This window comes from Luteibacter sp. CQ10 (genome assembly GCF_040900725.1).
In the GTDB taxonomy this organism is placed as follows: Bacteria; Pseudomonadota; Gammaproteobacteria; order Xanthomonadales; family Rhodanobacteraceae; genus Luteibacter.
The window spans coordinates 92,097-116,828 of sequence record NZ_JAEUYM010000006.1; the positions used below are offsets into that span (position 1 = coordinate 92,097).

25 protein-coding genes are annotated in these 24,732 nt (G+C 67.3%); 17 read left to right on the top strand and 8 right to left on the bottom strand.

Going from position 1 to position 24,732, the window contains the following annotated elements; translation table 11 throughout:
• Positions 1-98 precede the first annotated feature (98 nt).
• Complete coding sequence (locus JNG39_RS19285) at positions 99-893, bottom strand: restriction endonuclease (protein ID WP_368313591.1); 795 nt, start codon at positions 891-893, stop codon at positions 99-101.
• A gap of 215 nt (positions 894-1,108) precedes the next feature.
• Here JNG39_RS19285 and JNG39_RS19290 point away from each other — a divergent pair, with 215 nt between their 5' ends.
• The gene (locus tag JNG39_RS19290; RefSeq protein WP_368313592.1) at positions 1,109-2,440 is read left to right on the top strand and encodes a lysozyme inhibitor LprI family protein; all 1,332 of its coding nucleotides are present in this window, start codon (positions 1,109-1,111) and stop codon (positions 2,438-2,440) included.
• Between the two features lie 10 nt (positions 2,441-2,450).
• Complete coding sequence (locus JNG39_RS19295) at positions 2,451-2,936, top strand: PH domain-containing protein (RefSeq protein WP_368313593.1); 486 nt, start codon at positions 2,451-2,453, stop codon at positions 2,934-2,936.
• Positions 2,937-3,027: 91 nt separating this feature from the next.
• Here JNG39_RS19295 and cycA read toward each other — a convergent pair whose 3' ends face one another.
• Complete coding sequence (gene cycA / locus JNG39_RS19300) at positions 3,028-4,398, bottom strand: D-serine/D-alanine/glycine transporter (RefSeq protein ID WP_368313594.1); 1,371 nt, start codon at positions 4,396-4,398, stop codon at positions 3,028-3,030.
• 124 nt (positions 4,399-4,522) lie between these two features.
• Between cycA and JNG39_RS19305 the strand changes: the two genes are divergently transcribed.
• Positions 4,523-4,906: a nuclear transport factor 2 family protein gene (locus JNG39_RS19305; RefSeq protein WP_368313595.1), complete on the top strand. Its 384-nt coding sequence runs from the start codon at positions 4,523-4,525 to the stop codon at positions 4,904-4,906.
• A gap of 52 nt (positions 4,907-4,958) precedes the next feature.
• On the opposite strand, the gene JNG39_RS19310 is transcribed toward JNG39_RS19305, so the two are convergent.
• Positions 4,959-5,306, bottom strand: a complete 348-nt coding sequence (locus JNG39_RS19310) for a response regulator (protein WP_368313596.1) — start codon at positions 5,304-5,306, stop codon at positions 4,959-4,961.
• Positions 5,307-5,443: 137 nt separating this feature from the next.
• Here JNG39_RS19310 and JNG39_RS19315 point away from each other — a divergent pair, with 137 nt between their 5' ends.
• The 9 genes from JNG39_RS19315 to JNG39_RS19355 all read left to right on the top strand — a co-directional run bounded on the left by JNG39_RS19315 (position 5,444) and on the right by JNG39_RS19355 (position 16,174).
• Complete coding sequence (locus tag JNG39_RS19315; protein ID WP_368313597.1) at positions 5,444-6,301, top strand: STAS domain-containing protein; 858 nt, start codon at positions 5,444-5,446, stop codon at positions 6,299-6,301.
• A 4-nt stretch (positions 6,302-6,305) separates the two neighbouring features.
• Positions 6,306-6,668 carry an STAS domain-containing protein gene (locus tag JNG39_RS19320; protein WP_247373128.1) on the top strand — a complete coding sequence of 121 codons (363 nt, stop codon included), beginning with the start codon at positions 6,306-6,308 and terminating at the stop codon, positions 6,666-6,668.
• A complete protein-coding gene (locus JNG39_RS19325) occupies positions 6,665-7,069 on the top strand; it encodes an anti-sigma regulatory factor (RefSeq protein ID WP_368313598.1) in 405 nt (134 codons plus the stop codon). Before JNG39_RS19320 ends, JNG39_RS19325 begins: the two co-directional genes overlap by 4 nt.
• Entirely contained in the window at positions 7,060-8,067 is a 1,008-nt protein-coding gene (locus JNG39_RS19330) for an ATP-binding protein (RefSeq protein WP_368313599.1), read from the top strand. The genes JNG39_RS19325 and JNG39_RS19330 overlap by 10 nt, the downstream gene beginning before the upstream one ends.
• Positions 8,064-8,909 carry a sensor histidine kinase gene (locus tag JNG39_RS19335; protein ID WP_368313600.1) on the top strand — a complete coding sequence of 282 codons (846 nt, stop codon included), beginning with the start codon at positions 8,064-8,066 and terminating at the stop codon, positions 8,907-8,909. The genes JNG39_RS19330 and JNG39_RS19335 overlap by 4 nt, the downstream gene beginning before the upstream one ends.
• Positions 8,896-10,809 (top strand): response regulator, encoded by a 1,914-nt coding sequence (locus tag JNG39_RS19340; RefSeq protein ID WP_368313601.1) that lies wholly within the window; start codon positions 8,896-8,898, stop codon positions 10,807-10,809. The genes JNG39_RS19335 and JNG39_RS19340 overlap by 14 nt, the downstream gene beginning before the upstream one ends.
• A 197-nt stretch (positions 10,810-11,006) precedes the next feature.
• Entirely contained in the window at positions 11,007-12,002 is a 996-nt protein-coding gene (locus JNG39_RS19345) for an SDR family oxidoreductase (RefSeq protein ID WP_368313602.1), read from the top strand.
• A gap of 96 nt (positions 12,003-12,098) precedes the next feature.
• Positions 12,099-13,307 (top strand): tetratricopeptide repeat protein, encoded by a 1,209-nt coding sequence (locus tag JNG39_RS19350; RefSeq protein ID WP_368313603.1) that lies wholly within the window; start codon positions 12,099-12,101, stop codon positions 13,305-13,307.
• Between the two features lie 236 nt (positions 13,308-13,543).
• Positions 13,544-16,174 carry a M1 family metallopeptidase gene (locus JNG39_RS19355; protein ID WP_368313604.1) on the top strand — a complete coding sequence of 877 codons (2,631 nt, stop codon included), beginning with the start codon at positions 13,544-13,546 and terminating at the stop codon, positions 16,172-16,174.
• 213 nt (positions 16,175-16,387) lie between these two features.
• Here JNG39_RS19355 and JNG39_RS19360 read toward each other — a convergent pair whose 3' ends face one another.
• Positions 16,388-17,692 carry a NupC/NupG family nucleoside CNT transporter gene (locus tag JNG39_RS19360; RefSeq protein WP_368313605.1) on the bottom strand — a complete coding sequence of 435 codons (1,305 nt, stop codon included), beginning with the start codon at positions 17,690-17,692 and terminating at the stop codon, positions 16,388-16,390.
• 258 nt (positions 17,693-17,950) lie between these two features.
• On the opposite strand from JNG39_RS19360, the gene JNG39_RS19365 reads away from it, so the two are divergent.
• A complete protein-coding gene (locus tag JNG39_RS19365; protein ID WP_368313606.1) occupies positions 17,951-18,577 on the top strand; it encodes a LysE family transporter in 627 nt (208 codons plus the stop codon).
• Here JNG39_RS19365 and JNG39_RS19370 read toward each other — a convergent pair.
• The 3 genes from JNG39_RS19370 to JNG39_RS19380 all read right to left on the bottom strand — a co-directional run bounded on the left by JNG39_RS19370 (position 18,574) and on the right by JNG39_RS19380 (position 20,888).
• On the bottom strand, positions 18,574-19,083 hold the full coding sequence (locus JNG39_RS19370; protein ID WP_368313607.1) for a MarR family winged helix-turn-helix transcriptional regulator: 510 nt from the start codon (positions 19,081-19,083) through the stop codon (positions 18,574-18,576). The genes JNG39_RS19365 and JNG39_RS19370 overlap by 4 nt on opposite strands.
• Before the next feature lie 6 nt (positions 19,084-19,089).
• A complete protein-coding gene (locus JNG39_RS19375) occupies positions 19,090-19,851 on the bottom strand; it encodes a helix-turn-helix domain-containing protein (protein WP_368313608.1) in 762 nt (253 codons plus the stop codon).
• 116 nt (positions 19,852-19,967) lie between these two features.
• Complete coding sequence (locus JNG39_RS19380) at positions 19,968-20,888, bottom strand: hypothetical protein (protein WP_368313609.1); 921 nt, start codon at positions 20,886-20,888, stop codon at positions 19,968-19,970.
• A gap of 107 nt (positions 20,889-20,995) precedes the next feature.
• Here JNG39_RS19380 and wrbA point away from each other — a divergent pair, with 107 nt between their 5' ends.
• The 3 genes from wrbA to JNG39_RS19395 all read left to right on the top strand — a co-directional run bounded on the left by wrbA (position 20,996) and on the right by JNG39_RS19395 (position 23,027).
• Positions 20,996-21,589, top strand: coding sequence for an NAD(P)H:quinone oxidoreductase (gene wrbA, locus JNG39_RS19385; RefSeq protein WP_368313610.1), 594 nt, complete (start codon positions 20,996-20,998; stop codon positions 21,587-21,589).
• 81 nt (positions 21,590-21,670) lie between these two features.
• Complete coding sequence (locus JNG39_RS19390) at positions 21,671-22,444, top strand: YdcF family protein (protein WP_368313611.1); 774 nt, start codon at positions 21,671-21,673, stop codon at positions 22,442-22,444.
• Positions 22,445-22,502: 58 nt separating this feature from the next.
• Positions 22,503-23,027 (top strand): hypothetical protein, encoded by a 525-nt coding sequence (locus JNG39_RS19395; RefSeq protein ID WP_144915067.1) that lies wholly within the window; start codon positions 22,503-22,505, stop codon positions 23,025-23,027.
• 106 nt (positions 23,028-23,133) lie between these two features.
• Here JNG39_RS19395 and JNG39_RS19400 read toward each other — a convergent pair whose 3' ends face one another.
• On the bottom strand, positions 23,134-23,592 hold the full coding sequence (locus JNG39_RS19400; RefSeq protein ID WP_368313612.1) for a PA2169 family four-helix-bundle protein: 459 nt from the start codon (positions 23,590-23,592) through the stop codon (positions 23,134-23,136).
• A 150-nt stretch (positions 23,593-23,742) separates the two neighbouring features.
• Here JNG39_RS19400 and JNG39_RS19405 point away from each other — a divergent pair, with 150 nt between their 5' ends.
• A complete protein-coding gene (locus tag JNG39_RS19405) occupies positions 23,743-24,564 on the top strand; it encodes an SDR family NAD(P)-dependent oxidoreductase (protein ID WP_368313613.1) in 822 nt (273 codons plus the stop codon).
• Positions 24,565-24,732: the final 168 nt, after the last annotated feature.

Here is a 24,732-nt window from a genome sequence, read left to right on the forward strand (position 1 = left end):
CCCCGCTCCGCCGCGTTCGCTCCCACCCTTTCGGTCGAAACGTCGCTACCGAAGGGGTGGGAGCGGACCCTGTCCGCGAATGCGACGGGGCGATCGCTTCAAGGCAACTCGGGTGTCGTCCGTTCGAGGATCTTCATGGCCTCGGCGTTCTGCCGGGTCCACTCGGCAAGCGCCCGTTTGGACGTCGGTGCGCCATGCACCACCGCCGGCTGGCCGTCGACCGTGCTGACGACCTCGGTCACCGGTCGGGCGGCGTGGACGGCCGACGGCGTCACCGCTTCGGTGGCGCGCGCGTGCAGCGCCATCGTCCGCGCGTGCTCGATCTCGTGGATGTAGAAAACGTAGAGCATCGCCAGCGCCACGCCCATCACGCCCACCGCGGCGATCGCGGCGGCGATGTGGGAGCGGGGGCTCAGGCCGGTCTTCGACGGGCCCGGGAGGGACGACATCGCCCACGTGGGCAGCAGCGGCAGCTCGGGCGCCGGTTCGGCGACGGGCCCCAGCATGGCCCGCACGCCGCGTCCGTCGATGAGGCGGATATGGCGGAACTTCGCGGCGGCATCGATGGCCGCCTTGGTGAATTCCCCCGAGGTGATCACGATGGCGCCGGTGGCCGCCGCGGTATGCATCACGCCGATCAGTTCGTGCACGGCGTTGTGCGGCACCTGGAACGCGGTCCAGTGCTTGCACTGCACGAGGATGGTCTCCAGGTCGCGATGCAGCAGCAGGTCGATGCCGCCGTCGGTCTGATTGCCGCCCTCGCCGGTGCCGCGATGTTCCACGCGATAGCCCAGCTGGCGAAAGTGATCGGCGATGAGCCGCTCGAACGCCTGCCACGATACCCGGGTCAGCGCGTCTTCATAGCGGTGGCGAACGGGCTTGAAGCCGCTCATCGCGGCACGTCCCAGGTGCAAAACGACGCGTGGCGCCCATGAGCGCCCGATACGACTTCCATGGCTTTCCCCTGTCGCGATCCGGGTCCGGGCCGGATGCATCGCCGGACTATATCGGGTTTTTCGTAAGCTTCCGCTAGGAAAAATTCGGCTGGCCGAATATGGGCATCGTTGCGTCCCATAATGGGCGGGATCTTTCGCTACCGGGACATGGAATGAAACGTAAGCACCTATGGTGGATCGCCCTGGTCTTGCCGGGCATGGCCACGGCGGCGGGATTCGACTGCGGCAAGGCGTCTACCGCGGGGGAAAAGGCAGTTTGCGCATCGCCAGAACTCTCGGCGCTGGACGGCACCCTGTCCGACATGTTCCGTGCCGTGCTGAAGGCGAATCCCGGGCTCGCCGACGCCCTGCGCCTCGACCAGCGTCACTGGCTGGCGACGCGCGACGACACGGCATGGACGTTCTCGTCAGGCGCGGCCGGCGACACCTTGCCCAAGGTGCTCGCCGACCTGTACCGCCGACGCATCGACGTGCTGCGGGGCATCGACGGCAAGCCGTCGCCTCCCCTGGATGCGTTGAAGGCCGGCCTGGCGAAACGATCCGCGGGGGCGGACGACGTCCTGGACGCCCTGGCCAGGGAGGGTGTGCTCACCCTCGCCACCGATCGCCGCATCGACGATCCGAAGCGGCTTCCTTTCGAGCCCGATGCCGCCTTGCGCAAGGCGCTCGACGACGCGGGCGATCGCCTGGTGGACCGCGTGTTGCCCGGTTCGCCGGTGAGTTCGGTGTATTCGATCGGCGGCACGGCGTCGTGTTACGTCGAAGCGCCCTATCGCCTCGACGGCAAGCGCGCCGTTGCCATCGCCATGCCGCCGGTATGGGGTGATGGCGATTGCATGCTCCGGCATGCGTTGGTTCGCATCGGCGACGACGTGGCCGCATTGCGCATGGAGGCCACCGCGGCCGACGAGGTGACGCTGGCCGCCAGCCGCTGGGATGGCGGGCGGTTCGCGCCCGGTCAGACGTTGTCGCTGCGCTTCGATCACGCGTTGTCGCTGGAAGGGTCCGCGTGCGCGCCGGCCCGGTCGCCCTGCGACGACTTCGCCACGCAGGCGATGTCATGGGTGGCGCGCTACGACCTCCGCCCGCAGGCCGGCACCATCGACCGGCTGCCGAAAGGCGCCGACAAGGCGGACTACGAGGCGGCGGTCGCGGCGGCCCGCGCGAGCGGCGGCCTGCTCGACGGCAAGAACGGCGCCGGTTTCCCGGTACTCCCCGTCTTCGGTAGCCGCGTGGCATCCGGCAGGATGACCGGCTACGACAGCGAAGCCACCCCGTTCCCGCTGATGTTTCGCGGCGAGACGCTGATGGGCCTCATCGGCCACGGCCACGTCGGCTGGCGTACCAACGGCGACTGGATGGTGTCGGCGTGGCGCCTGAAGAACGGCGGGCTGGAGCCGGTCGCCTCGGCCTACGTCGAGGTCAAACGCGGGCGCCTGCTGTTCTCGTCCGTCGTACCTTCGGCACCGCGTGCGGAACATTGAGGGGCCGACGATGCAGACCTTTTCCACCGGCATGTCGAACATCACGCGCTGGACCGGCATGCTGGCCTTGCTGGTCTGCGTCGTCGCGATCGTGGTGATGGCGGGGCGCGTGACCGATACCGTCGCCGTGCCGTTGGCGGGATTGTTGCTGGTGATCCTGTCCATCACCTTTGCGCTGTCGCCGCTGCGGTACGAGATCCACGGGCATGAATTGGTGGTGCGCCGGCAGGTGGGACGCACCACGGCCGACCTGCGCGGGGCGAGCGTGTCGCGTGACGGCGAGGCGTTTCGTGGCCTGGTTCGCGTGTTCGGCAACGGCGGGTTTTTCGCCTTCCATGGCGTGTTCTATTCGCGGCGCCTGGGCTTCGTGCGGGTATATGCGCGCAACCGCGATCACGGGGTGGTGGTGACGTTGCGCAACGGGAAGACGTGGGTGTTGTCGCCGGATGAGCCCGATCGCATGGTGGCTGCCCTGCGTGTGGCTGCCGCTTCGTAGGATTCGCCGACACGGTCGGCTCCCACCCCTTCGGTAGCAAGCATGTCGTGGCCTGCCTACCGAAGGGGTGGGAGCCGATCGTATCGGCGAATCAAGGCTTGCGACGGCGCAGGGCGTAGCCGATGCCCAGGATCGCGAACCACACCGGGCTGGCGATCAGCGCCTGCCGCGTATCCGGCTGCAAGGACAGCAGCACCAGCACGAAGGCGAAGAACGCCAGGCATAGCCAGCACATGACCACGCCGCCGGGCATGCGGTAACGCGAGGCCGCGTGCAGCTCGGGACGCTTCTTCCGGTAGGCGATATAGGCGCACAGGATCAGCGACCAGACGAACATGAAGAGGATCGCCGACAACGTGGTCACCAGCGTGAACGCGGTGACCAGGTTCGGGATCAGGTACACGAGCATCGCGCCGCCGAGCAGGCATAGGCACGAAAAGAGCAGGCCGTTGGAGGGTACCGCCGCGCGCGACAGCCGCTTGAACGCGGCGGGCGCGTGGTCTTCCTCGGCCAGCCCGTACATCATGCGGCTGGTGGAAAAGATGCCGCTGTTGGCCGACGAGGTGGCCGAGGTGAGCACCACGAAGTTGATGAGGCTCGCCGCGGCCGGGATGCCGGCCAGCACGAACAGCTCCACGAAGGGGCTCTTGCCGGGCATCACCTGGCGCCACGGCGTCACCGACATGATCACGATCAGCGAGAACACGTAGAACAGGATGATGCGCACGGGGATCGAGTTGATCGCCTTGGGCAGGTTGCGCTCGGGGTCGGCGGTTTCCGCGGCCGTGGTGCCCACCAGTTCGATGCCCACGAAGGCGAACACGGCGATCTGGAAACCGGCGAAGAAGCCGCCCATGCCCATCGGGAAGAACCCGCCGTCGTTCCACAGGTTGGCCAGCGAGGCCACGTGCCCGTCGGGCGAGCGGAAGTGCCAGGCGATCATGCCGAAGCCGGTGACGATGAGCGCGCAGATCGCCACGATCTTGATCAGCGCGAACCAGAATTCCAGCTCGCCGAACAGGCGCACCGTGGTGAGGTTGAGGGTGAGCAGCAGGCCCACGCAGAGCAATGCGGGAATCCACGGCGCGAGTCCCGGAAACCAGAACTGGGCGTAGGACGCGATCGCGATCACGTCGGCGATGGCGGTGATGATCCAGCAGAACCAGTACGTCCAGCCGCAGAAGAAACCGGCCCAGGGGCCGAGCAGGTCGGTGGAGAAGTCGATGAACGACTTGTACTGGAGGTTGGAGAGCAGCAGCTCGCCCATCGCGCGCATCACGAAGAACAGCATGATGCCGATGATGAGGTACACCAGCAGGATGGATGGCCCGGCCAGGCTGATCGTCTTGCCCGATCCCATGAACAGGCCGGTGCCGATCGCGCCGCCGATGGCGATGAGCTGGAGATGGCGGTTGGAGAGGCTGCGCCGGAGGTGTTCGGCGGATTCCTGCGGGTGGGACATGGGCGGGCGCTTCCGTGGGACGTCGAAGCGGTGACCATACGGGGGGTGCACGGCTCCGGCAAGGGACAGCACGGGCGTGGCTTGCTAGGGTAGCCGCCAGGACCATGAGCACGTGGGGGGCACCATGATCGATCCCGTCGAGGAATCGTTGATCCGGGCTTACGTCGAGGCCTATAACCGCTTCGATATCGAGGGCATGCTCGCCACGCTGGCCGACGGCGTGCATTTCGAGCACCACGCCGGGGGAGCGTTGGCGGTGGCTACCGACGGCAAGGCCGAGTTCGAGAAGCTGGCGCGGGTGGGGGCGGCGATGTTCGCCTCGCGCAGGCAGACCCTCGTCTCGCTGGAAGAACAGGAGGGGCGGGTCGCCGCCACCCTCGATTTCCACGGGGAGATCGCCGAGGACATCCCCGAGGGACCGCGCGCGGGCACGGTGATCGAGATGCGGGGGACCTCGGCGTTCGGCTTCGACGACGGGCGGATCGCGCTGGTGATCGACCGGGCATGACGCTTCGCAGGCATCGCGGACCCTATCCACGATGCCTGCGAAGCGGGTGCGGTCAGAGCAGCTCGCGGAGGGTCGCCAGCAGGCTGCGGCGGTCGTACGGCTTGGCCAGGTACTTCATGCCCGCCGGGAGCCATGGGTGGTCCTCCCGGCGCTCACCCGAGGTGACCAGCACGCGGACATCGCTGTCCCAGTAGCGCATGGCCAGCTCCTGTCCGGTCACCTTGCCCGGCATGCGAATGTCGGTGAACAGTACGTGGGGCGTGTTCGAATCCAGCCACGCCGCCGCTTCGTCGCCGTTGCGGGCGGTATGGACCGCGTGTTCGCCCTCCAGGAGCATGGCGGTGAGTTCGCGGATGGCATCGTCGTCTTCGACGATGAGGATGGTGCGTTGGGTAGCCATGGTGGTCCGGGACGAGGGTGCGGCGAGGCTATTAAAAGCCGGCGCGTGAAGGTGGCGTCAATGCATGGAAGAGGGCGTCGGCGCTATTCCATTGCGCCACGACTGCCCGCATCATAACGACTTTTCGGGGGACGCCTATGTCAGAGCTGAGCCATCGCACCATCGACACCGTTCGTAACAACGAAGCCCAGCTCCTGGACCGCTGGTCGGCCAACCTGGAGTCGAGCGGTGCCACCCGCGACTCGCGCATCGGCAGCGCGGAGCTCGAATCGCAGACGCGCGAATTCCTCCGCCTGTTCGTGGCCGGGTCCGCCACCGGCGATGCCGCGTCGCTGGCAAGCAACGAATGGAGCGAGGCGCGAACGTTCCTCGAAAAGCTCTCGCGCAGCCGCGCGATACAGGGCTTCGACTCGCATCACACGGCCAACTTCATCTTCTCGCTGAAGCGACCGATGTTCGACCTGCTGCAAAAGGAGTATGCCAACGACGCGGCCGAGCTGGCCTCGCAGCTGTGGGCCGTCTCCGAACTGCTCGATGCGCTGGGCATGCACACCATCCGGGCGTTCCAGAAATCGCGTGAGGAAGTCATCGCCCGCCAGCAGGAAGAACTGCTCGAACTCTCCACCCCGGTGGTGAAGCTGTGGGACGGCGTGCTCGCGTTGCCGATGATCGGCACGCTGGATTCCCAGCGTACGCAGGTGGTGATGGAATCGCTGCTCCAGCGCATCGTCGAAACCGGTTCGGAAATCGCCATCATCGACATCACCGGCGTGCCCACCGTGGATACGCTGGTGGCGCAGCACCTGCTGAAGACGGTCACGGCCATCCGCCTGATGGGCGCCGACGCCATCATCAGCGGCGTGCGTCCGCAGATCGCGCAGACCATCGTGCACCTCGGGCTCGACCTGCAGGGCATCGTGACCAAGGCCAACCTCGCCGACGCGCTCGCGCTGGCGTTGAAGCGGTCGGGATTCACGGTGGGCAGGGCGAGCTGACGCCGTGGACCGCATCCCCATCCTGCGCATGGGCGAGTTCCTGCTCGTCACCATCCAGGTCGACATGCACGATCAGCTCGCGCTGACCCTGCAGGACGACCTCGCCGAAAAGATCACCCAGACCGGCGCGCGGGGCGTGCTGATCGACATTTCCGCGCTGGATATCGTCGACTCCTTCATCGGCCGCATGATCGCCACGATCTCGGGCCTGTCGAGGATCATGGACGCGCAGACGATGGTGGTCGGCATGCAACCCGCCGTGGCGATCACCCTCGTGGAGCTGGGCCTGACCTTGCCCGGCGTCAGCACCGCGCTCGACGTGGAGCGCGGCATGAAGCTGCTGCGCGAACGCGTGCACGCCGAATGAACGGGCCGGCCAGCGGTACGCATCCCGTCCGCACCGAGCAGGACGTCGTGCTCGCGCGCCAGCAGGTCCGCAAACTCGCCGTCGCGTGCGGACTGCGCCTCGTCGACCAGACCAAACTCGTGACCGCCGCCAGCGAGCTGGCGCGCAACACCGTCATCTACGGCGGTGGCGGCGACATGGACTGGGAAACCCTGGAAGACGGTGTGCGGAAGGGCCTGCGCCTGGTGTTCCGCGACGAAGGCCCGGGCATTTCCGACATGAAGCTGGCGATGACCGACGGCTGGACCTCCGGCGGCGGCCTGGGCCTGGGCCTCACCGGCGCGCGGCGCCTGGTCGACGAGTTCTCCCTGGAGAGCGCGCCCGGCTCGGGCACCCGCGTGACGATCTGCAAATGGACCTGATCGTCGCCGGCCAGCCGACCCTCATCGTGCCCGTCGAGGACGCCACCCAAATCGGCCAGGCGCGGCGCACGGCGACGAAGGCGGCCCAGGACGCCGGCTTCGACGAGGCCGATACGGGACGCGTGGCGCTGGTCACCACCGAACTGTCGACCAACGTGCTGCGCCATGCGGGGCGCGGCGAAATCCACGTCGCCATCGTGCCCGGACGGGACACGCGGGGCGTACAGGTGATCGCCGTGGACCGCGGCCCCGGATTCGACCTCGCCGTTTGCCTGGCCGACGGCCATTCCACCGCCGGTTCGCGCGGCGAGGGCCTGGGTGCGATCCGGCGCCAGTCGCAGGTGATGGACGCCCATGCCGATCACCGGGGTTCGGTCGTGCTGTCGCGCATGTATCCGCGTGGCGCGGCCCAGGCGGACATCCGCTTCGGTGCCACGCAGCAGGGGCTCGCGGGTGAGCCGATCTGCGGCGACGGCTGGGCCATGGCGCTGTCGGGCTCCGCCCTGGGCGTGCTGCTGGTGGACGGCCTGGGCCACGGACCCGCGGCGTATCGGGCCGCGGCCGCGTGCGTGGAGGCCTACGTGGCCGGCCACGACGGCGATCCCGTCGACGTGATGGTCCGGCTCAACGCCGCCATGTCGGGCACGCGGGGCGGTGCCGTCGCGGTGGTCCGGCATGCCGGCGGGACGCTGCGTTACTGCGGCGTGGGCAACATCGCCGGCAGCCTGGTGTCCGCCGACGCCTCGCGCGGCCTCGCCTCGCATCCGGGCATCATGGGCATGGCGACGCGCCGCATGCAGGCCTTCGATTTCCCCGGGACGACGGGCAAGCTGCTGGTGATGCACAGCGACGGGCTGCAATCGCGCTGGAGCCTGCGTGACTACCCCGGCCTGGCCAACCGCCATCCGGCCGTGATCACGTCGGTGCTGTATCGTGACTTCGATCGGGGCCGTGACGACGTCACGGTGTTCGCCATCTCGCTGGAGGATCGCGCATGAGCGACAGCGACGCCCTTCGTGCCGAAATCGATGCCCTGCGAGCGGAACTGGACGAAACCAACCAGGGCGTGCTCGCGCTCTACGCCGAACTGGACAACCAGGCCGAGCAGCTGCGCCAGGCGTCGGAGCTGAAAAGCCGCTTCCTGTCGTACATGAGCCATGAGTTCCGCACGCCGCTGGGCTCGATCCTCAGCATGACGCGCCTGCTCACCGATGGCCTGGACGGCGCGCTCAACGTCGAGCAGCACAAGCAGGTGGATTTCATCGCCGGCGCCGCGCGCGAGCTGAGCGACATGGTGGACGACCTTCTCGACCTGGCCAAGATCGAGGCGGGGCGCATCACCATCTCGCCGGAATGGTTCGAGCTGATGGACCTGTTCTCCGCGTTGCGCGGCATGTTCCGTCCCATCGTCGAATCGAGCCAGACCGACCTCATCTTCGAAGAGCCGCGGAACATGCCCCGGCTCTACACCGACGACAAGAAACTCGCGCAGATCCTGCGCAACTACATTTCCAATGCGCTGAAATTCACGCCGCGCGGCGAGGTGCGCGTGTCGGCAACGATGGAAGGCGCCGACCGCGTGCGTTTCTCGGTCAAGGACACCGGCATCGGCATCCCCGCCGAATTGCACGAGATGCTTTTCGACGACTTCACCCAGGTCGACTCGCCGCTGCAGAAACGCGTGCGCGGCACGGGGCTGGGGCTTTCGTTGTGCCGCCAGTTCGCGCACCTGCTCGGTGGCGAGGTGGGCATGGTCAGCCGCATCGGCGAGGGCTCCACGTTTCACGTGGTGTTGCCGTTGACGCTCGCCGTGGCGGAGGTAGCCGATGCCGGCGAGTAAGCGACTCCTGATCGTCGACGACAACGCCGCCACGCGATACGCCATGCGCCGCACCATGGAGCGCCATGGCTATGAGGTGCTGGAAGCGGGCACCGGGACCGAAGGCCTCGAGACGCTTGCCGAAAACGATGTCGCCGCGCTGATCCTCGACGTGAACCTGCCGGACATGAGCGGCTTCGACGTGGTGCGCCGCCTGCGCGAGATGCCGCGCACGCAGTTGTTGCCGGTGGTGCACGTGTCGGCCGCTTCCATCGATACCGGCGATCTCATCACCGGCCTGGATAACGGCGCCGACGCGTACCTCATCCACCCCGTGGATCCCGACGTGCTGCTGGCGACCATGCGCACGCTGTTGCGCGTGCGCACCACCGAAGACGCGTTGCGCGAAGCCGAAGCCCGCTTTCGCGACATCTTCCTCAACATCGCCGCCCCGATCGCCGTGGTCGACGGAGACCTCGCGGTACGCGAAGCCAACGATGCGTTTCGGCGCCTCGTGGGGCAGGCCGGTTGCGACGAGTCGTTGCCCGCCTGTTTCGGCGAGGGCCAGGACGACCTGCTGGCGCGGATGAGCGAGGCGGTGCGCGCCCGGCAGCGTTGGCATGGCGTCCTGCTGATGCACACGGTGCAGGGGCCGCGGGAAACCGAATGGCGCGTCACGCCCTACCGCGAGGGCGCCGGACTGGTTTTCGTCGAAGACGTGACCGAGCAGCGCCGCCGCGAACGCGACCACCTCCAGCGCATCGATTCCGCCCATACCCAGCTGGCGCTCGCGGAATCGCAGCTGGTGCAGGCGCAGAAGATGGATGCGCTGGGCAAGCTCACCGGCGGCATCGCGCACGACTTCAACAACCTGCTCACCAGCATCATCACCGGCATCGACCTGGTGAACCGGCAGATCGAAAGCGGCCATCCCGAGCGCGTGCAGCGCTTCGTCGACGCGGCGCTGGGCTCGGCCCGTCGCGCGGCCGCGCTCACGCATCGGCTGCTGGCCTTCGCCCGCCAGCAACCGCTGGACACGCGACCGACCGACATCAACGACCGGGTGCGTTCGCTCGAAGACATGCTTCGCCGCACCCTGGGCGAACATATCGAGCTGCACCTGGACCTTTCCGTCGATCCCGCCGTGGCCAGCGTGGACGTCAACCAGCTCGAGAACGCGGTGATCAACCTCGTGATCAACGCGCGTGACGCCATGCCGAATGGCGGTCGCATCGGGGTAAAGACGGCCACCGTGAGTGTCAGCCACGACGACGAGCTGGCCGACGGTGAGTACGTGATGCTGACGGTATCCGACAACGGCGAGGGCATTCCACCCGACGTCCTGGGCAAGGTGTTCGAGCCGTTCTTCACCACCAAGCCGCTCGGCCAGGGCACGGGCCTGGGCCTGTCGATGATCTACGGCTTCGCGCGGCAGTCCGGCGGCCAGGCGCGCATCTGCAGCACGCCGGGCGAGGGCACCCATGTGTCGTTGCTGCTGCCGGCCAGCGAGGCGCCGGTGGCGGAGGTCGAAGCGATCAGGGAAACGGTGGAAGGCGGTCGCGGCGAACGCATCCTCCTCGTGGAAGACACCGACGCGCTACGCATGATGACCACCGAAGTGCTGCGTGGGGCGGGCTACGAATGCATCGCCACGGCGGATGCCGAGGAGGCCTTGCGCCTCGTGCGCGGCGACGAGACGTTCCATCTGATGCTGACCGATATCGGCATGCCCGGCATGAACGGTCGCGAGCTCGCCGAGGTGGTGCGCGCGTGGCGTCCGACCTTGCCGGTTCTGTTCATGACCGGCTACGCGGAGAATGCCGTGGAGCGCTCACGGTTCCTGGGGCAGGGCATGGACATGATCGTGAAGCCGTTCGAGATCGACATGCTGTTGGGGCGCGTGCGGCGGATGTTGGGGTAGAGCCGCATGACCGCCCGGCGAAAACCGGGCTCGCGGCGCTGGGTTCCTGCGTGCGCAGGAACGACGGTGTCCTGTAGACCGTCGCTTCTGCGCATGCAGAAGCCCGGTGCGATGCCATCGGTTTTCGCGTCGCCCCCACATACCATCCACTAACGAAGGCGCACGGTCGGGCATCCCCTCGCCAAGGAGCCCGTGCCATGTCCGACACCCACCAGCCTTCCCGTCGCCGCGTCCTCCAGGGCGCGACGCTCGCCGCCGCGGCCCTTGCCTCGCCGGGCATGGTCTTCGCCGCGGCCACGTCGCAGCCCGGCAAAGGGCTGAGCGACCCGCGCGAGGGTTACCCGAAGCCGCCGTTCGCCGCCCAGAACCAGCCATGGCCCGGGTTGGCGGGCAAGATGAACCCGCGCCCCGACCACGGCGAAACCAGCTACAAGGGCAGCGGCCGCCTGGCCGGGCGCAAGGCGTTGATCACCGGCGGCGATTCGGGCATCGGTCGCGCGGTGGCCATCGCCTATGCGCGCGAAGGCGCCGACGTGGCGATCAGCTACCTGCCCGACGAAGAGCCGGATGCGCGCGAGGTGATCGAGCTGATCCGCAAGGCCGGACGCAAGGGCGTGGCGCTGCCCGGCGACATCCGCGACGAGGCCTGGTGCGGTCAGCTGGTGCAGAAGGCCGTGGAGGCGCTGGGCGGCCTCGACATCCTGGTGAACAACGCCGGCCGCCAGCACAGTTTCGATTCGATCCTCGACATCAGCACCGAATACTTCGACTGGACGGTGAAGACCAATCTCTACGCGATGTTCTGGATCACCAAGGCGGCCATTCCGCACATGCCGCCGGGTTCGGCCATCGTGAATACCGCCTCGGTCAACGCGTACAACCCTTCGGCCAACCTGCTCGACTACGCGATGACCAAGGGCGGCATCATGATCTTCACCAAGGGCCTCGCCAAGCAGATGGCGAAGAAGGGCATCCGCGTGAACGGCGTGGCGCCGGGGCCGTACTGGACGCCGTTGCAGGTGTCGGGCGGGCAGACCGAGGAGAACCTGAAGAAGTTCGGCGCGGACTCCCCGATGGGACGCCCGGGCCAGCCCGCCGAGATCGCGCCGGTATACGTGCACCTGGCCTCGGTCGAAGCCAGTTACGAGTCGGGACAGATCATCGGGGCGTCGGGCGGTACAGGCGTGCCGTGATCGCGTCTACCCTGCCAAAAAGGCCGATATCCACCCCCGTCGCCAACCCCTATCATGCGCGCACCGACAGGATGGGGATGGGGGATGGATCAGGTCATGGGAGATGCGCCCGGCGAAGGCTTCGCCGCGGCGATGGACGACCTGCGTGAGTTCGGTCGCCTGGAGCGCGATGCGCAACTGGGCGATGCCTCGGCGCAATGCCTCGTGGGAGAAGCCTATTTCGACGGCACGCGGGTCGCCCGCGATCGCCAGCGCTCGGCCCACTGGTTCCGCCGGGCCGCCGAACAGGGACACCTGGACGGCCAATGCCGCCTCGCCTTCCATTACGCCGAAGGCGACGGCGTGGCGCGCGACTTCGCCGAAGCCGTGGCCTGGTACCGCAAGGCGGCGGATGCCGGCCACCTGGAATCGCAGTGCGCGCTGGGTACGCATTACGCGCGCGGCCAGGGCGTGGATGCCAGCCGCGAACAGGCGTTGCACTGGTGGGGCATGGCGGCCGACCGGGGCCACGTGCAGGCCTGCGTGAACATGGGCGTGTCGTATTACTTCGGTCGCGGCGTGGCGCGCGATGCCGAGATGGCGTTCGCGTTCTACAGCAAGGCGGTGGAGCGGGGCGATCCCGCGTCGCGCGGTTACGGCGATGCCCTGTGCAGCGTGGCTCACATGTATTGCGACGGCATCGGCGTGGCGCGCAGCGCGCGCCTGGGGGCAATGCATTACCAGCGCGCCGCGGAAATGGGAAACGTCAGCGCCCGGTTCGCCCTGGGCAAGATGTTCATGGAGGGTAGCGGCGGCTTGCCCGTGGATCGCGCGCAGGCGCGGCACTGGTTATCGCTGGCGGCGGAGCAGGGCGACGACGAGGCCCGCCGCCGCTTGCTGGCGCTCGACGCGATGCCCGCGGAAGCGCCGGCCCATCTCGGGCCGCAGGATCCTGCGGCCCAATACGAACTCGGACAGCGCCTGGCGATGGGTGACGGCGTGCCACGCAACGATCCGGAGGCGGTGCGCTGGCTGACGTCGGCGGCCGGGGCCGGGCATGCGAACGCCCAGCACCTGCTGGCGCAGATGATCCAGGGCGCCCGGGGCGTGCCGTGCGACATGAAGGAGGTGGTGCGCCTGTACCGCCTGGCCGCGAACCAGGACCACGCGGATGCCCAGTACGAGCTCGGCCAGCTGTGCGAGCGCGGCGACGGTGTGCCGAAGGACATGCCAATGGCTCGCGCGTGGTATCGCAAGGCGGCGTCGAAGGGGCACCTGAAAGCCATGCGACGGCTCGAGCCAAGGCCGTGGTGGAAACGACGGTAGGTCGCGCTCCGTCGGTTCGCCGATACGATCGGCTCCCACCCCTTCGGTAGGTAGCTTTCCGTCATCTCCCACCCCTTCGACAGCAAACTTTCGCCAATCTTTCTACCGGAAGGGTGGGAGCCGATCGTATCGGCGAAAAGCCCCCGATGCAGCATCCCACCATGACTTCCGGCGCTTCTCGCCGGAGCGGCCCCGGCGGACCATCGCGGAACGATCATCCCCGGGGCAACCATCCAATGCGTACCACACTCGTTCGCGCGATCGCCTTCGCGCTTGCCGGCCTCTCCACGGCCGCCTTTGCCGCGCCCGTGCCGAAGGCTCCCGTCGAGGCCACCACCCAGTTGCCGCGCGGCGCCTATCCCACGCACTACGACGTGTCGATCGTGCCGCACGCCGACAAGCTCGCCTTCGACGGCAAGGTGTCGATCGACATCGAGGTGACCAAGCCCACCGCGTCGATCGTGCTCAACGCCATCGACATGACCTTCGCCAAGGTCTCGCTCGCGCCGACGAAGGGCAAGGCCGCGTTCGCCGCGCCCAAGGTGGCCGTGGATGCCAAGGCGCAGACCGTCACCTTCACCTTCGACCACGCGATCCCGGCCGGCGCGTATCGCCTGTCGATGGATTACACGGGCAAGATCGGCACCCAGGCCAACGGCCTGTTCGCCATCGACTACGACACCGAGCACGACGGCAAGAAGCGCGCGCTCTACACGCAGTTCGAAAACTCCGATGCGCGCCGCTTCGTTCCCTCCTGGGACGAGCCGGCCTACAAGGCGACCTTCACCGTCGATGCCACCGTGCCGTCGGGCCAGATGGCGGTGAACAACATGCCGGTCGCGTCGAAGAAAGACCTGGGCAACGGCCTGACCAAGGTGACCTTCAAGACCACGCCGAAGATGTCCACCTACCTGCTGTTCTTCGGCCTGGGCGATTTCGAGCGCGCCACCACCACGTCGGAGGGCGTGGAAATCGGCGTGATCACGCAGAAAGGCAAGGTCTCGCAGGCCCAGTTCACCCTCGACAGCGGCAAGGCGGTACTGAAGGAGTACAACGACTACTTCGGCGTGCCGTACCCGCTGCCCAAGCTCGACAACATCGCGTCGCCGGGCCAGAGCCAGTTCTTCGCGGCGATGGAGAACTGGGGCGCGATCTACACCTTCGAATACGCGCTGCTGCTCGATCCGTCGTTCTCCACCGTGGGCGACAAGCAGGAAGTGTTCAACACGGCGGCGCACGAGATGGCGCACCAGTGGTTCGGCGATCTGGTGACGATGAGCTGGTGGGACGACCTGTGGCTCAACGAAGGCTTTGCCTCGTGGCTGGCCTCGCGCACCACCCAGCGCCTGCATCCGGAATGGCATACCGAACTGGACGCCGTGGGCATCCGCGAAAGCGCCATGGGCCAGGATTCGGTGGTCACCACCCATCCGGTGGTGCAGCACGTGGAAACCGTCGAGCAGGCCAGCCAGGCCTTCGACAACATCACCTACTCCAAGGGCGAATCGGTCATCCGCATGCTCGAGGCCTACGTGGGCCCGGATACGTGGCGCGCGGGCGTGCAGCGCTACATCAAGGCGCACGCGTACTCGAACACGAAGTCGGACGACCTGTGGAAGGAAGTCGACGCCGCCGCCGGCAAGCCGGTGAGCACCATCGCACACGATTTCACCTTGCAGCCGGGCATTCCGCTCGTGCACGTGGATTCTGTGTCGTGCGCGAACGGCAGCACCACGATCAAGCTCACCCAGGGCGAATTCACCCGCGATCGCCCGGGCAAGACGCCGTTGCGCTGGCACGTGCCCGTGATCGCCAAGACGCTCGACGGCAAGCCCTCCTCGACGCTGCTGGACGGCCAGGGCACGATGACGCTGGCCGGTTGCGGCCCGGTGCTGGTCAACGCCGGCCAGAGCGCCTACTACCGCACCTCGTACGGCACCGAGCAGTTCAAGGCCTTGCAGGGCAGCTTCGGCAAGCTCGCGCCGATCGACCAGCTCGGCCTCTTCGCCGATACCTGGGCGCTGGGCATGGCGGGCCTGCAGCCGGCGTCCGACGTGCTCGACCTGGTGAAGGCTACCCCGAAGGATGCCTCGCCGGTCCTGTGGGAGAGCGTGGCGAGCGACCTGTCCGGCCTGGACTCGTACTACGACGGTGACGCGGCCCGGCAGGCCGCATTGCGCAAGTACGCGGTCTCGCGCCTGTCGCCGAAGCTCGACGAGATCGGCTGGACGGCGAAGGCCGACGAGCCCTCCACGGTGGCGTTGCTGCGCTCGCACCTGATCGGCGCCCTGGGCACGATGGGCGACCCGAAGGTGATCGCCGAAGCACGTCGCCTCTACGCCGCCGACAAGATGCCCGCCGAGCTGAAGAAGGTCATCCTGGGTGTGGTGGCGTACAACGCCGATGCCGCCACCTGGGACAAGATGCACGCGCAGGCCAAGGCCGAAAAGACGCCGCTGGTGAAGGATCGCCTCTACCTGCTGCTCGGCGTGGCGAAGGACGACGCCCTCGCCAAGCGCGCGCTCGACCTGGCGCTTACCGATGAACCGGGAGCCACCAACAGCTCGCAGATCATTTCGGCCGTGTCGGCGCACCATCCCGAAATGGCGTTCGAGTTCGCCACGGCGCACAAGGATAAGGTCGATACCTTCGTCGATTCCACCTCGTCGGCGCGTTACTACCCGATGCTGGCGCGCAATTCGGTGGATGAGGGCACGATCGCCAAGATCGATGCGTTCGCGCAGAAGAACATCGCGGCGACGTCGCGCCGCGTGGCCGACAGCGTGGTGGCGGGCATCAAGTACCGCATCCAGGTGCGCAAGGAGCGCCTGCCCGCCGTGGATGCGTGGTTGAAGGCCAACGGCTGATCGTGAGGGATGAAAAAAACCCGCCGGCCTCTGGGCCGGCGGGTTTTTTGTGTCGTGAAACGCCGCATCACTGCTTTCGCGAAGACCGGTCGCATCGCGCTGGGCTCCTGCGTGCGCAGGAGCGACGACCTGCAAGTTCATGGCTCGTCGTTCCTGCGTACGCAGGAACCCAGCGCCGTGAGCGAGGTTTTCGCGACGCGGCTGCTACGGTTTTTAGAACCGCTCCAGCACGCCCGCGATCGTCGCCGTCATGAAGGTGGCGATCGAACCGCCCAGCACGGCACGCAAACCCAGGCGGGCGAGGTCGCCGCGACGGTTCGGCGCCAGGCCGCCGATACCGCCGATCTGGATCGCGATGGACGAGAAGTTGGCGAAGCCGCACAGCGCATACGTGGCGATGAGACGGCTCTCCGGGAGCAGGTCGGGCAGGTGGCGGGCGAGGTCGGCGTAGGCCACGAATTCGTTGATCACCACCTTCTGGCCGATGAAGCTGCCGACCAGGGTCGCGTCCTGCCAGGGCACGCCGATCAGCCACGCGATGGGCGCGAGGACCCAGCCGAAGATGGTTTCCAGGCTGAGCGCCACGGGGTGGCCGGCATGCGCGGTCAGCCACGCGTTGATGCCGTGCTCGCCGCCGATCGTGCCCACCCACTGCACGGGGCCGTTGATCAGCGCGATGAGGGCGATGAAGGCCAGCAGCATGGCGCCCACGTTCATGGCCAGCTTCAGGCCGTCGCCCGCGCCGGTGGCGGCGGCGTCGATGACGTTGGCGGTGGTCTTCTCCACCTCGATCTTCACGGTGCCGCGGGTGAGCGGCTCCTGCGTTTCGGGCACGAGGATCTTCGCCAACACCATGGTGGCCGGGGCGGCCATCACGCTCGCGGTGAGCAGGTGCTTGGCGTAGAACATGCGCTGCGCCGGATCGTCGCCGCCGAGCATGGCCACGTAGGCGGCCATCACCGAGCCGGCGATGTGCGCCATGCCGCCGATCATGACGGTCATCAGTTCGGCCTGGGTCATGCGCTCGATGTAGGGCTTGATGGTGAGCGGCGCCTCGGTCTGGCCGATGAACACGCTGGCGCAGACGCTGGTGGTTTCGGCGCCGGATACGCGCATCACCTTGGTGATCACCCAGGCCATGCCCTTGACGATCTGCTGCATCACGCCCAGGTGGTAGAGCACGCCGGTGAGGGCGGCGAAGAACACGATGGTGGGCAGCACCTTCACGGCGAAGATCACGCCGAACTTCGAGCTGTCCAGCAGGCTGCCGAAGATGAAGCGCGAACCGACGTCCACGTAGTCGAGCAGGCGCACGAAGCCGGTGGCGATGGCATCGAACACGTCGCGGCCCAGCGGCACCTTCAGCACGATGGCGGCGAAGACGATCTGCAGGCTGATGCCGGTGGCGACGAGTTTCCAGTCGACCACGCGCTTGTTGTTGGAAAAGCAGAAGGCGATGGCGACGAGTACCGCCAAACCGAACAGGCCAAACAGAACGTGGCCCAGAAGACCCAGCATCGTGACTTACCCCTTGCGAAGGCCGGGGAAAGCCCCGAGACCGCTTTGAAAATCGGGAGGTTACGGGAGAGGGGTCTGGGGAGCAAGGCGCAGCGCTGCATAAACCCCATGGACCGGGCCCGTGGGCCCCGGCCTGGGCCGGCCCATACCGGGGGTCGAGGGAGCGGCTCGTCGCACCGGCGCAGGCCGGTGCCTACCGCCTTGCGCGTGCAAAACCGAAAGAGCCTAATCGGCTTTTACACTTCCGCCCCGACCGCCATGCACCTCTTCCTCACCATCGCCGTCGTGCAGATCGTCGCTCTCGCCACCCCGGGCCCGGATTTCTTCTTCGTGTCACAGCTGGCCGCCAGCCGCTCGCGTCACGAGGCCGTCGCGGGCGTGGTCGGCATCGCGCTGGGCGTGGCCGTGTGGGCGGCGCTGGCCTTGCTCGGCCTGCAATTGCTGCTACTCCGGCTGGCCTGGCTGGAGCGCGGTATCGCGATAGCCGGCGGCCTCTACCTATGCTGGATGGGCCTGCAGATGCTCCGAGCCGCGTGGAAGGCCGATCCGGATGCCGACGTGCCGGTCGTGGACGTGGGCGATTCCAGCCCCGGCCGCGCGTTGCTGCGAGGACTGGCCACGAACCTCGCCAACCCCAAGGCGGCGATCTACTTCGCTTCGATCTTCTCGGCGTTCCTGGGCGACGGCGTGACGCCATCGGCCCGCTGGGGCCTGTGGGCGCTGGTCACCGCCGAAACCGCGCTGTGGTTCGGGCTGGTCGCGGCCATCTTCGCCCTGCCGGCCATGCGCCGGGGCTACGTGCGCGCCAGCCGCTGGATCGACGGCGGGGCCGGGGCGATCTTGACCCTGTTCGGCCTCCACCTGATCTTCGGTCGTCGCGCCTAGCCCCTCTCGAGATTCCGCCCGACGTGCGAGAGGCCGGCGGCGAACCGGGTCATGTCGGGCTGGCTCATGCCGCGGAGCGCATCGGTGGCCACCTCGGCCACGAGCACCCGCACGCGTTCGGCCATCCGCTTGCCCACCGGGGTAAGCGCGATATCCACCAGGCGGCGGTCGTTGGTATTGCGGTTGCGGGCCATCAGGCCGCGTTCGATGCCGGCGTCCACGGCGTGGGTCACCGTGCTGGCGTTGACGCCGCAGGCCATCGCCAGTTCGGTGGAGATCATGCTGTGCCGGCTGGTGAGCAGGAGCAGCATCTCGCCTTGCAGGGCGGTGATGCCGAACTCGCGCTGGGCGCGGCGGCCCACCGCGTCCCGCAGGCGGGAACCGGCCAGCATGAGGTCACGGCCCAGCGCCAGGGCGGCGGGCGGATGGGTGTCGCGGTCGACCATGATCGGGCCGTGCTCGAAAGCGTGGCGTTCCGCCACGGGATGGGAAGAAGCGCTCGGCATCGTCGATCAATCCGCCGTGCGGCGCCAGGCACCCGGGGGGAGGCCTACCGTGCGGGTAAACACGCGGGTGAAGTGGCTCTGTTCGGCGAAGCCGCAGGCCAGCGCCACGTCGGCCAGCGACATGTCGCTGGAACGCAGGAGGGCCTGCGCCCGTTCGATACGGCGATCGAGCAGCCAGCGGTGCGGCGGCTTGCCCATGCTGCGGCGGAACGCGCGGGAGAAATGATTGACCGACAGGCCGCAGGCGTCGGCCACGGCCGAGACGGGAAAGGACTGGTCGAGGCGTTCTTCCATGTAGGCCACCGCGCGGCGCTCCTGCCAACTCGCCAGTCCGCCACGGGTGATGACGGGGTCCACCGGTGCCGGCGTGCCCGGCACGATGGCGCGAAGGGCGAGGGCGACATGGGCGACCAGGGGCGTGTTGGGCGTGTCCGTGCGCAGGCTGTCGTAGAGGATGCTGGCGAGCGAGCGAACGGCCGACGGCTGCTCGCCGGTACACGGGTCGCCGGCGCAGTGGCGGCGGAACAGGATGCCGCCGGCGCCCTCGGCATCGGCGGCGCGCGCGGCACGGTAGACGAGCAGGAGGTCGTTGTTCGCGTCGTCGAGCACGATCTCGGTGAGGGCGGCGCGGCCGCGCAGGTTTTCCAGGAGGTTTTCGGCGCCGGGCCGGTCGCCCGGTTCGAGCGCGGCGGAGCGTTGGCCGAGGTCGACGATGACGGTGGCGGGACGGCGTTCGGACGTGCGGAGTGCGGCATCGAGGCGGTACATCGGCCGATCCTCTCGTGGGCTAAGGGGGAGGATCGAAGCATTGCGGATGCAAGGATCGTCACCTACCCCCGAAAGGGTGAGGGCATGCGCCCCTTTGCGTGACCCAGCGCACGCCTCTAGCGGATTCGTGACGTGCTACGCAGTTCTTCGAGGATATCCGGGCCGCGTACGTCGATATGGTCGAGGTTGTCGACGTAGAACCGCACGAAGGGCGCTTGCGCGTCTTTCGGCATCCAGGGTTTGGCCCAGGCGAACACCACGCAGCGGCCGCCCTCGGCGATGAGTTTGTCGAGGCGCGCCCGCAACAGCTTGCGGACGGCGTAGGCCTCGATGTCCCGCGCGGTCAACGTCACCGTGGGGTGCAATTCGGCGTCGTCGTGGCGGAAGGCGCGGGAGAACCGCAGGTAGTAGCCGCCTTCTTTCGTGGCGCGGATGGAGGCGGTGCCCCACCAGATCGCGCGCGTCGAGGTCAGCTCGGTCACTTTCTGCCGGTAGACGTTGCGGAACAGCGTGGCATAGGTCTGCGTTTCGCCGCCGATCTCCACGGTGGCCTCGTCGAGGTCATCGTCGCGGCGATGTTCGAGAAACTTTTGCACGAGCGAGGAGAGTCGATAGAAATGGCTGGCGCGCGGAGCGGATGTTTCGCCGCGGGCACCTGCCTGCGCCGACGCGACGCTTCGCTTTACGTCGAGGGGGCTGCCCGCCGGCGGGGTATCCGGTTTTCGCGCGCGGAAGTGGTCCCCGGGTCGCTCGGCCTCGAAGACGTCGGGCCGTTTCTCCCTTGGCGCGTGGCCCTTGCCGTGGGCCACTTCGCATTCCGGCGCGTGGTCTTCCAGGCGGCGGGAGCGGAAATAGGGGCGAATGCGCAGGTTCTGCTCGGGCTTGTCGAGGCAGGCGCAGATCAGGCGCGCGGTGCAATCCGTTCCCGTGCAAAGAAACGTGGCGTGGGCATCGAGCAGGTCTGCCCAATAAAGCTCATAGGCCCGCTCGGCGGTGAGCCGCTCGTCGCGTTCGGGTTGGATCGCCTCGTCGATCATGGATGTCCTGATTGTCGAACACAGCGTTCACCTGCGTGCACGAAGCCGTGTCGCGCGAGCAGGCATAGTATCGGCATCTTCCCGCCGCGATACCCAGGAGACGAACGATGGCTAAGGTGCTGGTGCTTTATTACTCCTCGTACGGTCACATCGCGAAGATGGCCGAGGCCCAGGCGCAAGGCGCCCGTGACGCGGGTGCGCAGGTGGACATCAAGCGGGTCGCGGAGACGGCGCCGCCCGAGGTGGCCGCCGGATTCGTCACCGATCATGCGCATCCGGAAGCCAAGGTCGACGACCTGGCCGGGTACGACGCCATCATCGTCGGCGCGCCCACGCGCTACGGCCGCATGCCGTCGCAGATGGCGTCATTCCTCGACCAGACCGGGGGCTTGTGGATGAAGGGTGCCCTCAACGGCAAGGTCGGCGGCGCCTTCACCTCCACGGCCAGCCAGCACGGCGGCCAGGAAACCACGCTGTTTTCCATCATCACCAACCTGATGCACCTGGGCCTGATCCCGGTCGGCCTGCCGTATTCCTTCCAGGCCCAGATGGGCGTGGACGAGGTGAAGGGCGGCAGCCCGTACGGCGCCACCACCATCGCCGACGGCAACGGCTCGCGCCAGCCCAGCGAGACGGAGCTGGCCGGTGCGCGATTCCAGGGCAAGCACATCGCCGAGATCGCGACCAAGCTCTTCGGCTAAACGCGCGCTGGAGCACAAAAAGCCGATGGCCGGCCGTGCCCGTCGCACGGTCGGCCATCGGCTTTGCTACGCTCCGCGCCCATGATCCTTCCTCTCTTCCTACTGCTCCTCGTCGCCGGTCTGCTCCTGCTGTGGCGCCGCCGACGCCGGTCCGGCACGGTCCTCACGGTGCTCGCCCTGGCCTGGTTGGAGTTCGCCGGTTGCGGTCCGCTCACCGGCATGCTGCTGGCCAACCTGCAATCGGGGTTTGCGCCCGACGTGGCCCATTGGGGCCAGCGCAACGCGATCATCCTGCTCGGCGCGGGCACGGTGCGCACGGGCGCGGGGGCCATCGAGCCCAGTCTCTACGCGAACGGCCGCATCCTCGAAGCGGCGCAGCTCTATCGCTCATGCAAGGCCACCGGCGCCGACTGCAAGGTAGAGGTGAGCGGCGGCGACGCGATGAAGCTCAAGAAGGCCGAGGCCGACGTCTACGCCGTGACGCTCGATCGGCTGGGCGTGCCCAGGCAGGACATGATCCTCGAGTCGCGCAGCATGAACACCTTCCAGAACGCGCAGTTCAGCCGGCCGCTGCTGGCGGCCTACGGCGCGGACAAGGTGGTGCTGGTGTCCTCGGCGGTGCACCTGAAGCGGTCGGTGCTGTACTTCTCGCATTTCGGCATCCGCGCCGAACCGGTGCGCGGCGATTACGTGACGGCCCGCTACGACTGGCTGCCGTCGTCGGAGAACATCTTCTTCGCCGATTTCGCCCTCCACGAATACGTGGGCGTGGCCCGTTACCACCTCTATAACGCGTTGGGCTGGAACGTCCCCAAGGTTCCTGAAGATTCCCCAACCGTACAGACACCTACGTAACAATTGCCGATTTATGCTGGCTCACCGTCCAGCACGGACCGAACCGAAGGAGATGCCCGTGAAGTTCCGTTACATCCTCGCTGCCTCGATGCTGGCCGCCGCGTCCGCCGTTCCCGCCGCATTCGCCCAGCAGGCGGCTCCGGCCCCGCAGGCGGAAGCGCCGAATCCGGCATCGCAGATCCCGGCCTCCGACAAGCAGGCCATCCAGAACTACAACCTCAACGACGACGTGTTCAACCGCATCGTCAAGGTGTCGCAGGAGGCCAAGAAGCAGGGCATCCAGCCGAAGAACGCGCAGACCGATTTCTCGAAGATCCACTCGCTCGACGACCTCGCCAAGCAGATCACCGATTCGGATCCGCGCATCGAGCCGTTGATCAAGGCCAACGGTTTCACGCCGCGCGAGTTCCTGCTCGCGAACCTCGCCGTGACCAACGCGGCCATTGCGTCGGAAGCGAAGAACAACCCGCAGATGGCGCAGTACGTCGACCAGTCGAAGGTGAACCAGAAGAACGTGGCTTTCTACGAAGCGCACAAGGACAAGATCAATGCGCTGATGGCCGAGGACCAGGGCGGTCAGTGATACCGGCTCGATTGGATGCGTAAAAAAAACGGAGCCGAGAGGCTCCGTTTTTCGTAGGTAGCGCAGTCGCGGTGAACGAGGCCCTCGCGACGGCGCCTGTTCGGCTTTACTTGGTCGCGTGCAGCGCGTGCTTGAGGTCGCGCATCTGGTCATGGCCGCTCTTGACCGACGCGTAAGCCTCGTTGATGACCGAACCGGTACCGGCGGACACGTCGGTATCCTTCAGTGCATCTTCGTACTTGTGCTTGATGTGGTCTTCGCCGCGCTCGACCTCGTCGACGATGGCGGTATCGTCCTTCGAGCTCATCTTCGCGCGCAGCTCGACGAACATGCGGTGGGCCTTGGCGAGAACGGTGCCGTCGTCTTCGGGCTTGCCGCCCAGCGAAGCCACCTGCTGCTGAAGGCGCGACGCCACCTGGCGACGCTCCGCCGCGCGCTGCTGGAACAGCGCGGCATAACGGGTGTTTTCGGCATCCTTCGCCGCCTCGCTATAGCCTTCCGCGCTGTCGATGGTGGTCTCGATCAGACCGTTGAGGACCTTGATATCGTGGTCGGTGCTCGTCATGGTGTGGGCTCCTGGCCGTGGTTGAATCGGGCCATCAGCATCGCTGCCGGAGAGGGCACGAAGGCGTGAACGCGCCGTCGTAGGCGTCACCACATCGTCTATCCGTTCATGTGACCATACTGGGCTGAACTTCACGACGGGAGCGACCCCATGGCATCCAATCGACGTGCACTCGTCACCGGCGCATCGGCGGGTATCGGCGAAGCGTTCGCGCGCGAGCTGGCGCGACGCGGCTTCGACGTGGTGCTCACCGCCAGGCGCACCGACCGCCTCGAAGCGATCGCCGCCGAGCTGCGCGAGCGGCATGCGGTGGAAGCCATCGTGGCTCCACTGGACCTTGCGCGACCGGACGGGCCGGAGGCGCTGGTCGCCGCGCTGGAGTCGCAGGGGTTGCACATCGACGTGCTGGTGAACAACGCCGGTTACGGCGTGACCGGGTATCTCGACGATCAGCCGTGGGACACCCATGCCGCGTTCATCCAGGTGATGATGACCGCGCCCACCGAACTGGCCTGGCGGTTGCTGCCGGGGATGAAGGCGCGGGGCTACGGGCGCATCGTCAACGTGGCGTCCCTGGCCGGGCTGGTACCCGGATCGGCCGGGCACACCTTATATGGCGCTTCCAAGGCCTACCTCATCCGGTTTTCGCAGTCGCTGGCATTGGAAAACGCCAGCACGGGTGTGCACGTCACCGCGCTGTGTCCAGGCTTCACCTACTCCGAGTTCCACGACGTCAACGGCGCCCGGCCACTGGTCTCGAAGATGCCGAAGTACCTGTGGATGGATGCGGCCACCGTGGCCCGGCAGGGGCTGGATGCGGTGGAAAAGGGCGAGGTGGTCTACGTGAACGGGCGGGTGAACCGGTTCATCAAGGCGCTTTTCAAGCTTCTGCCCGACCGGCTGGGGCTGAAGATGACAGAGCGCCAGGGGCGGCGGTTCAGGGTGCGGCGGGCCCAGGAAAGTGCTTCGTAGGATTCGCCGATACGATCGGCTCCCACCCCTTCGGTAGAAAGGCTGCTACCGGAGGGGTGGGAGCCGATCGTATCGGCGAATCGCACGGAGCGGGATACCCACGCATCCATGACCTCTGGCATACGCCTCGCCCCCTCGCGAGGACTAGCCTCGTCCGGTTCGCGGCGC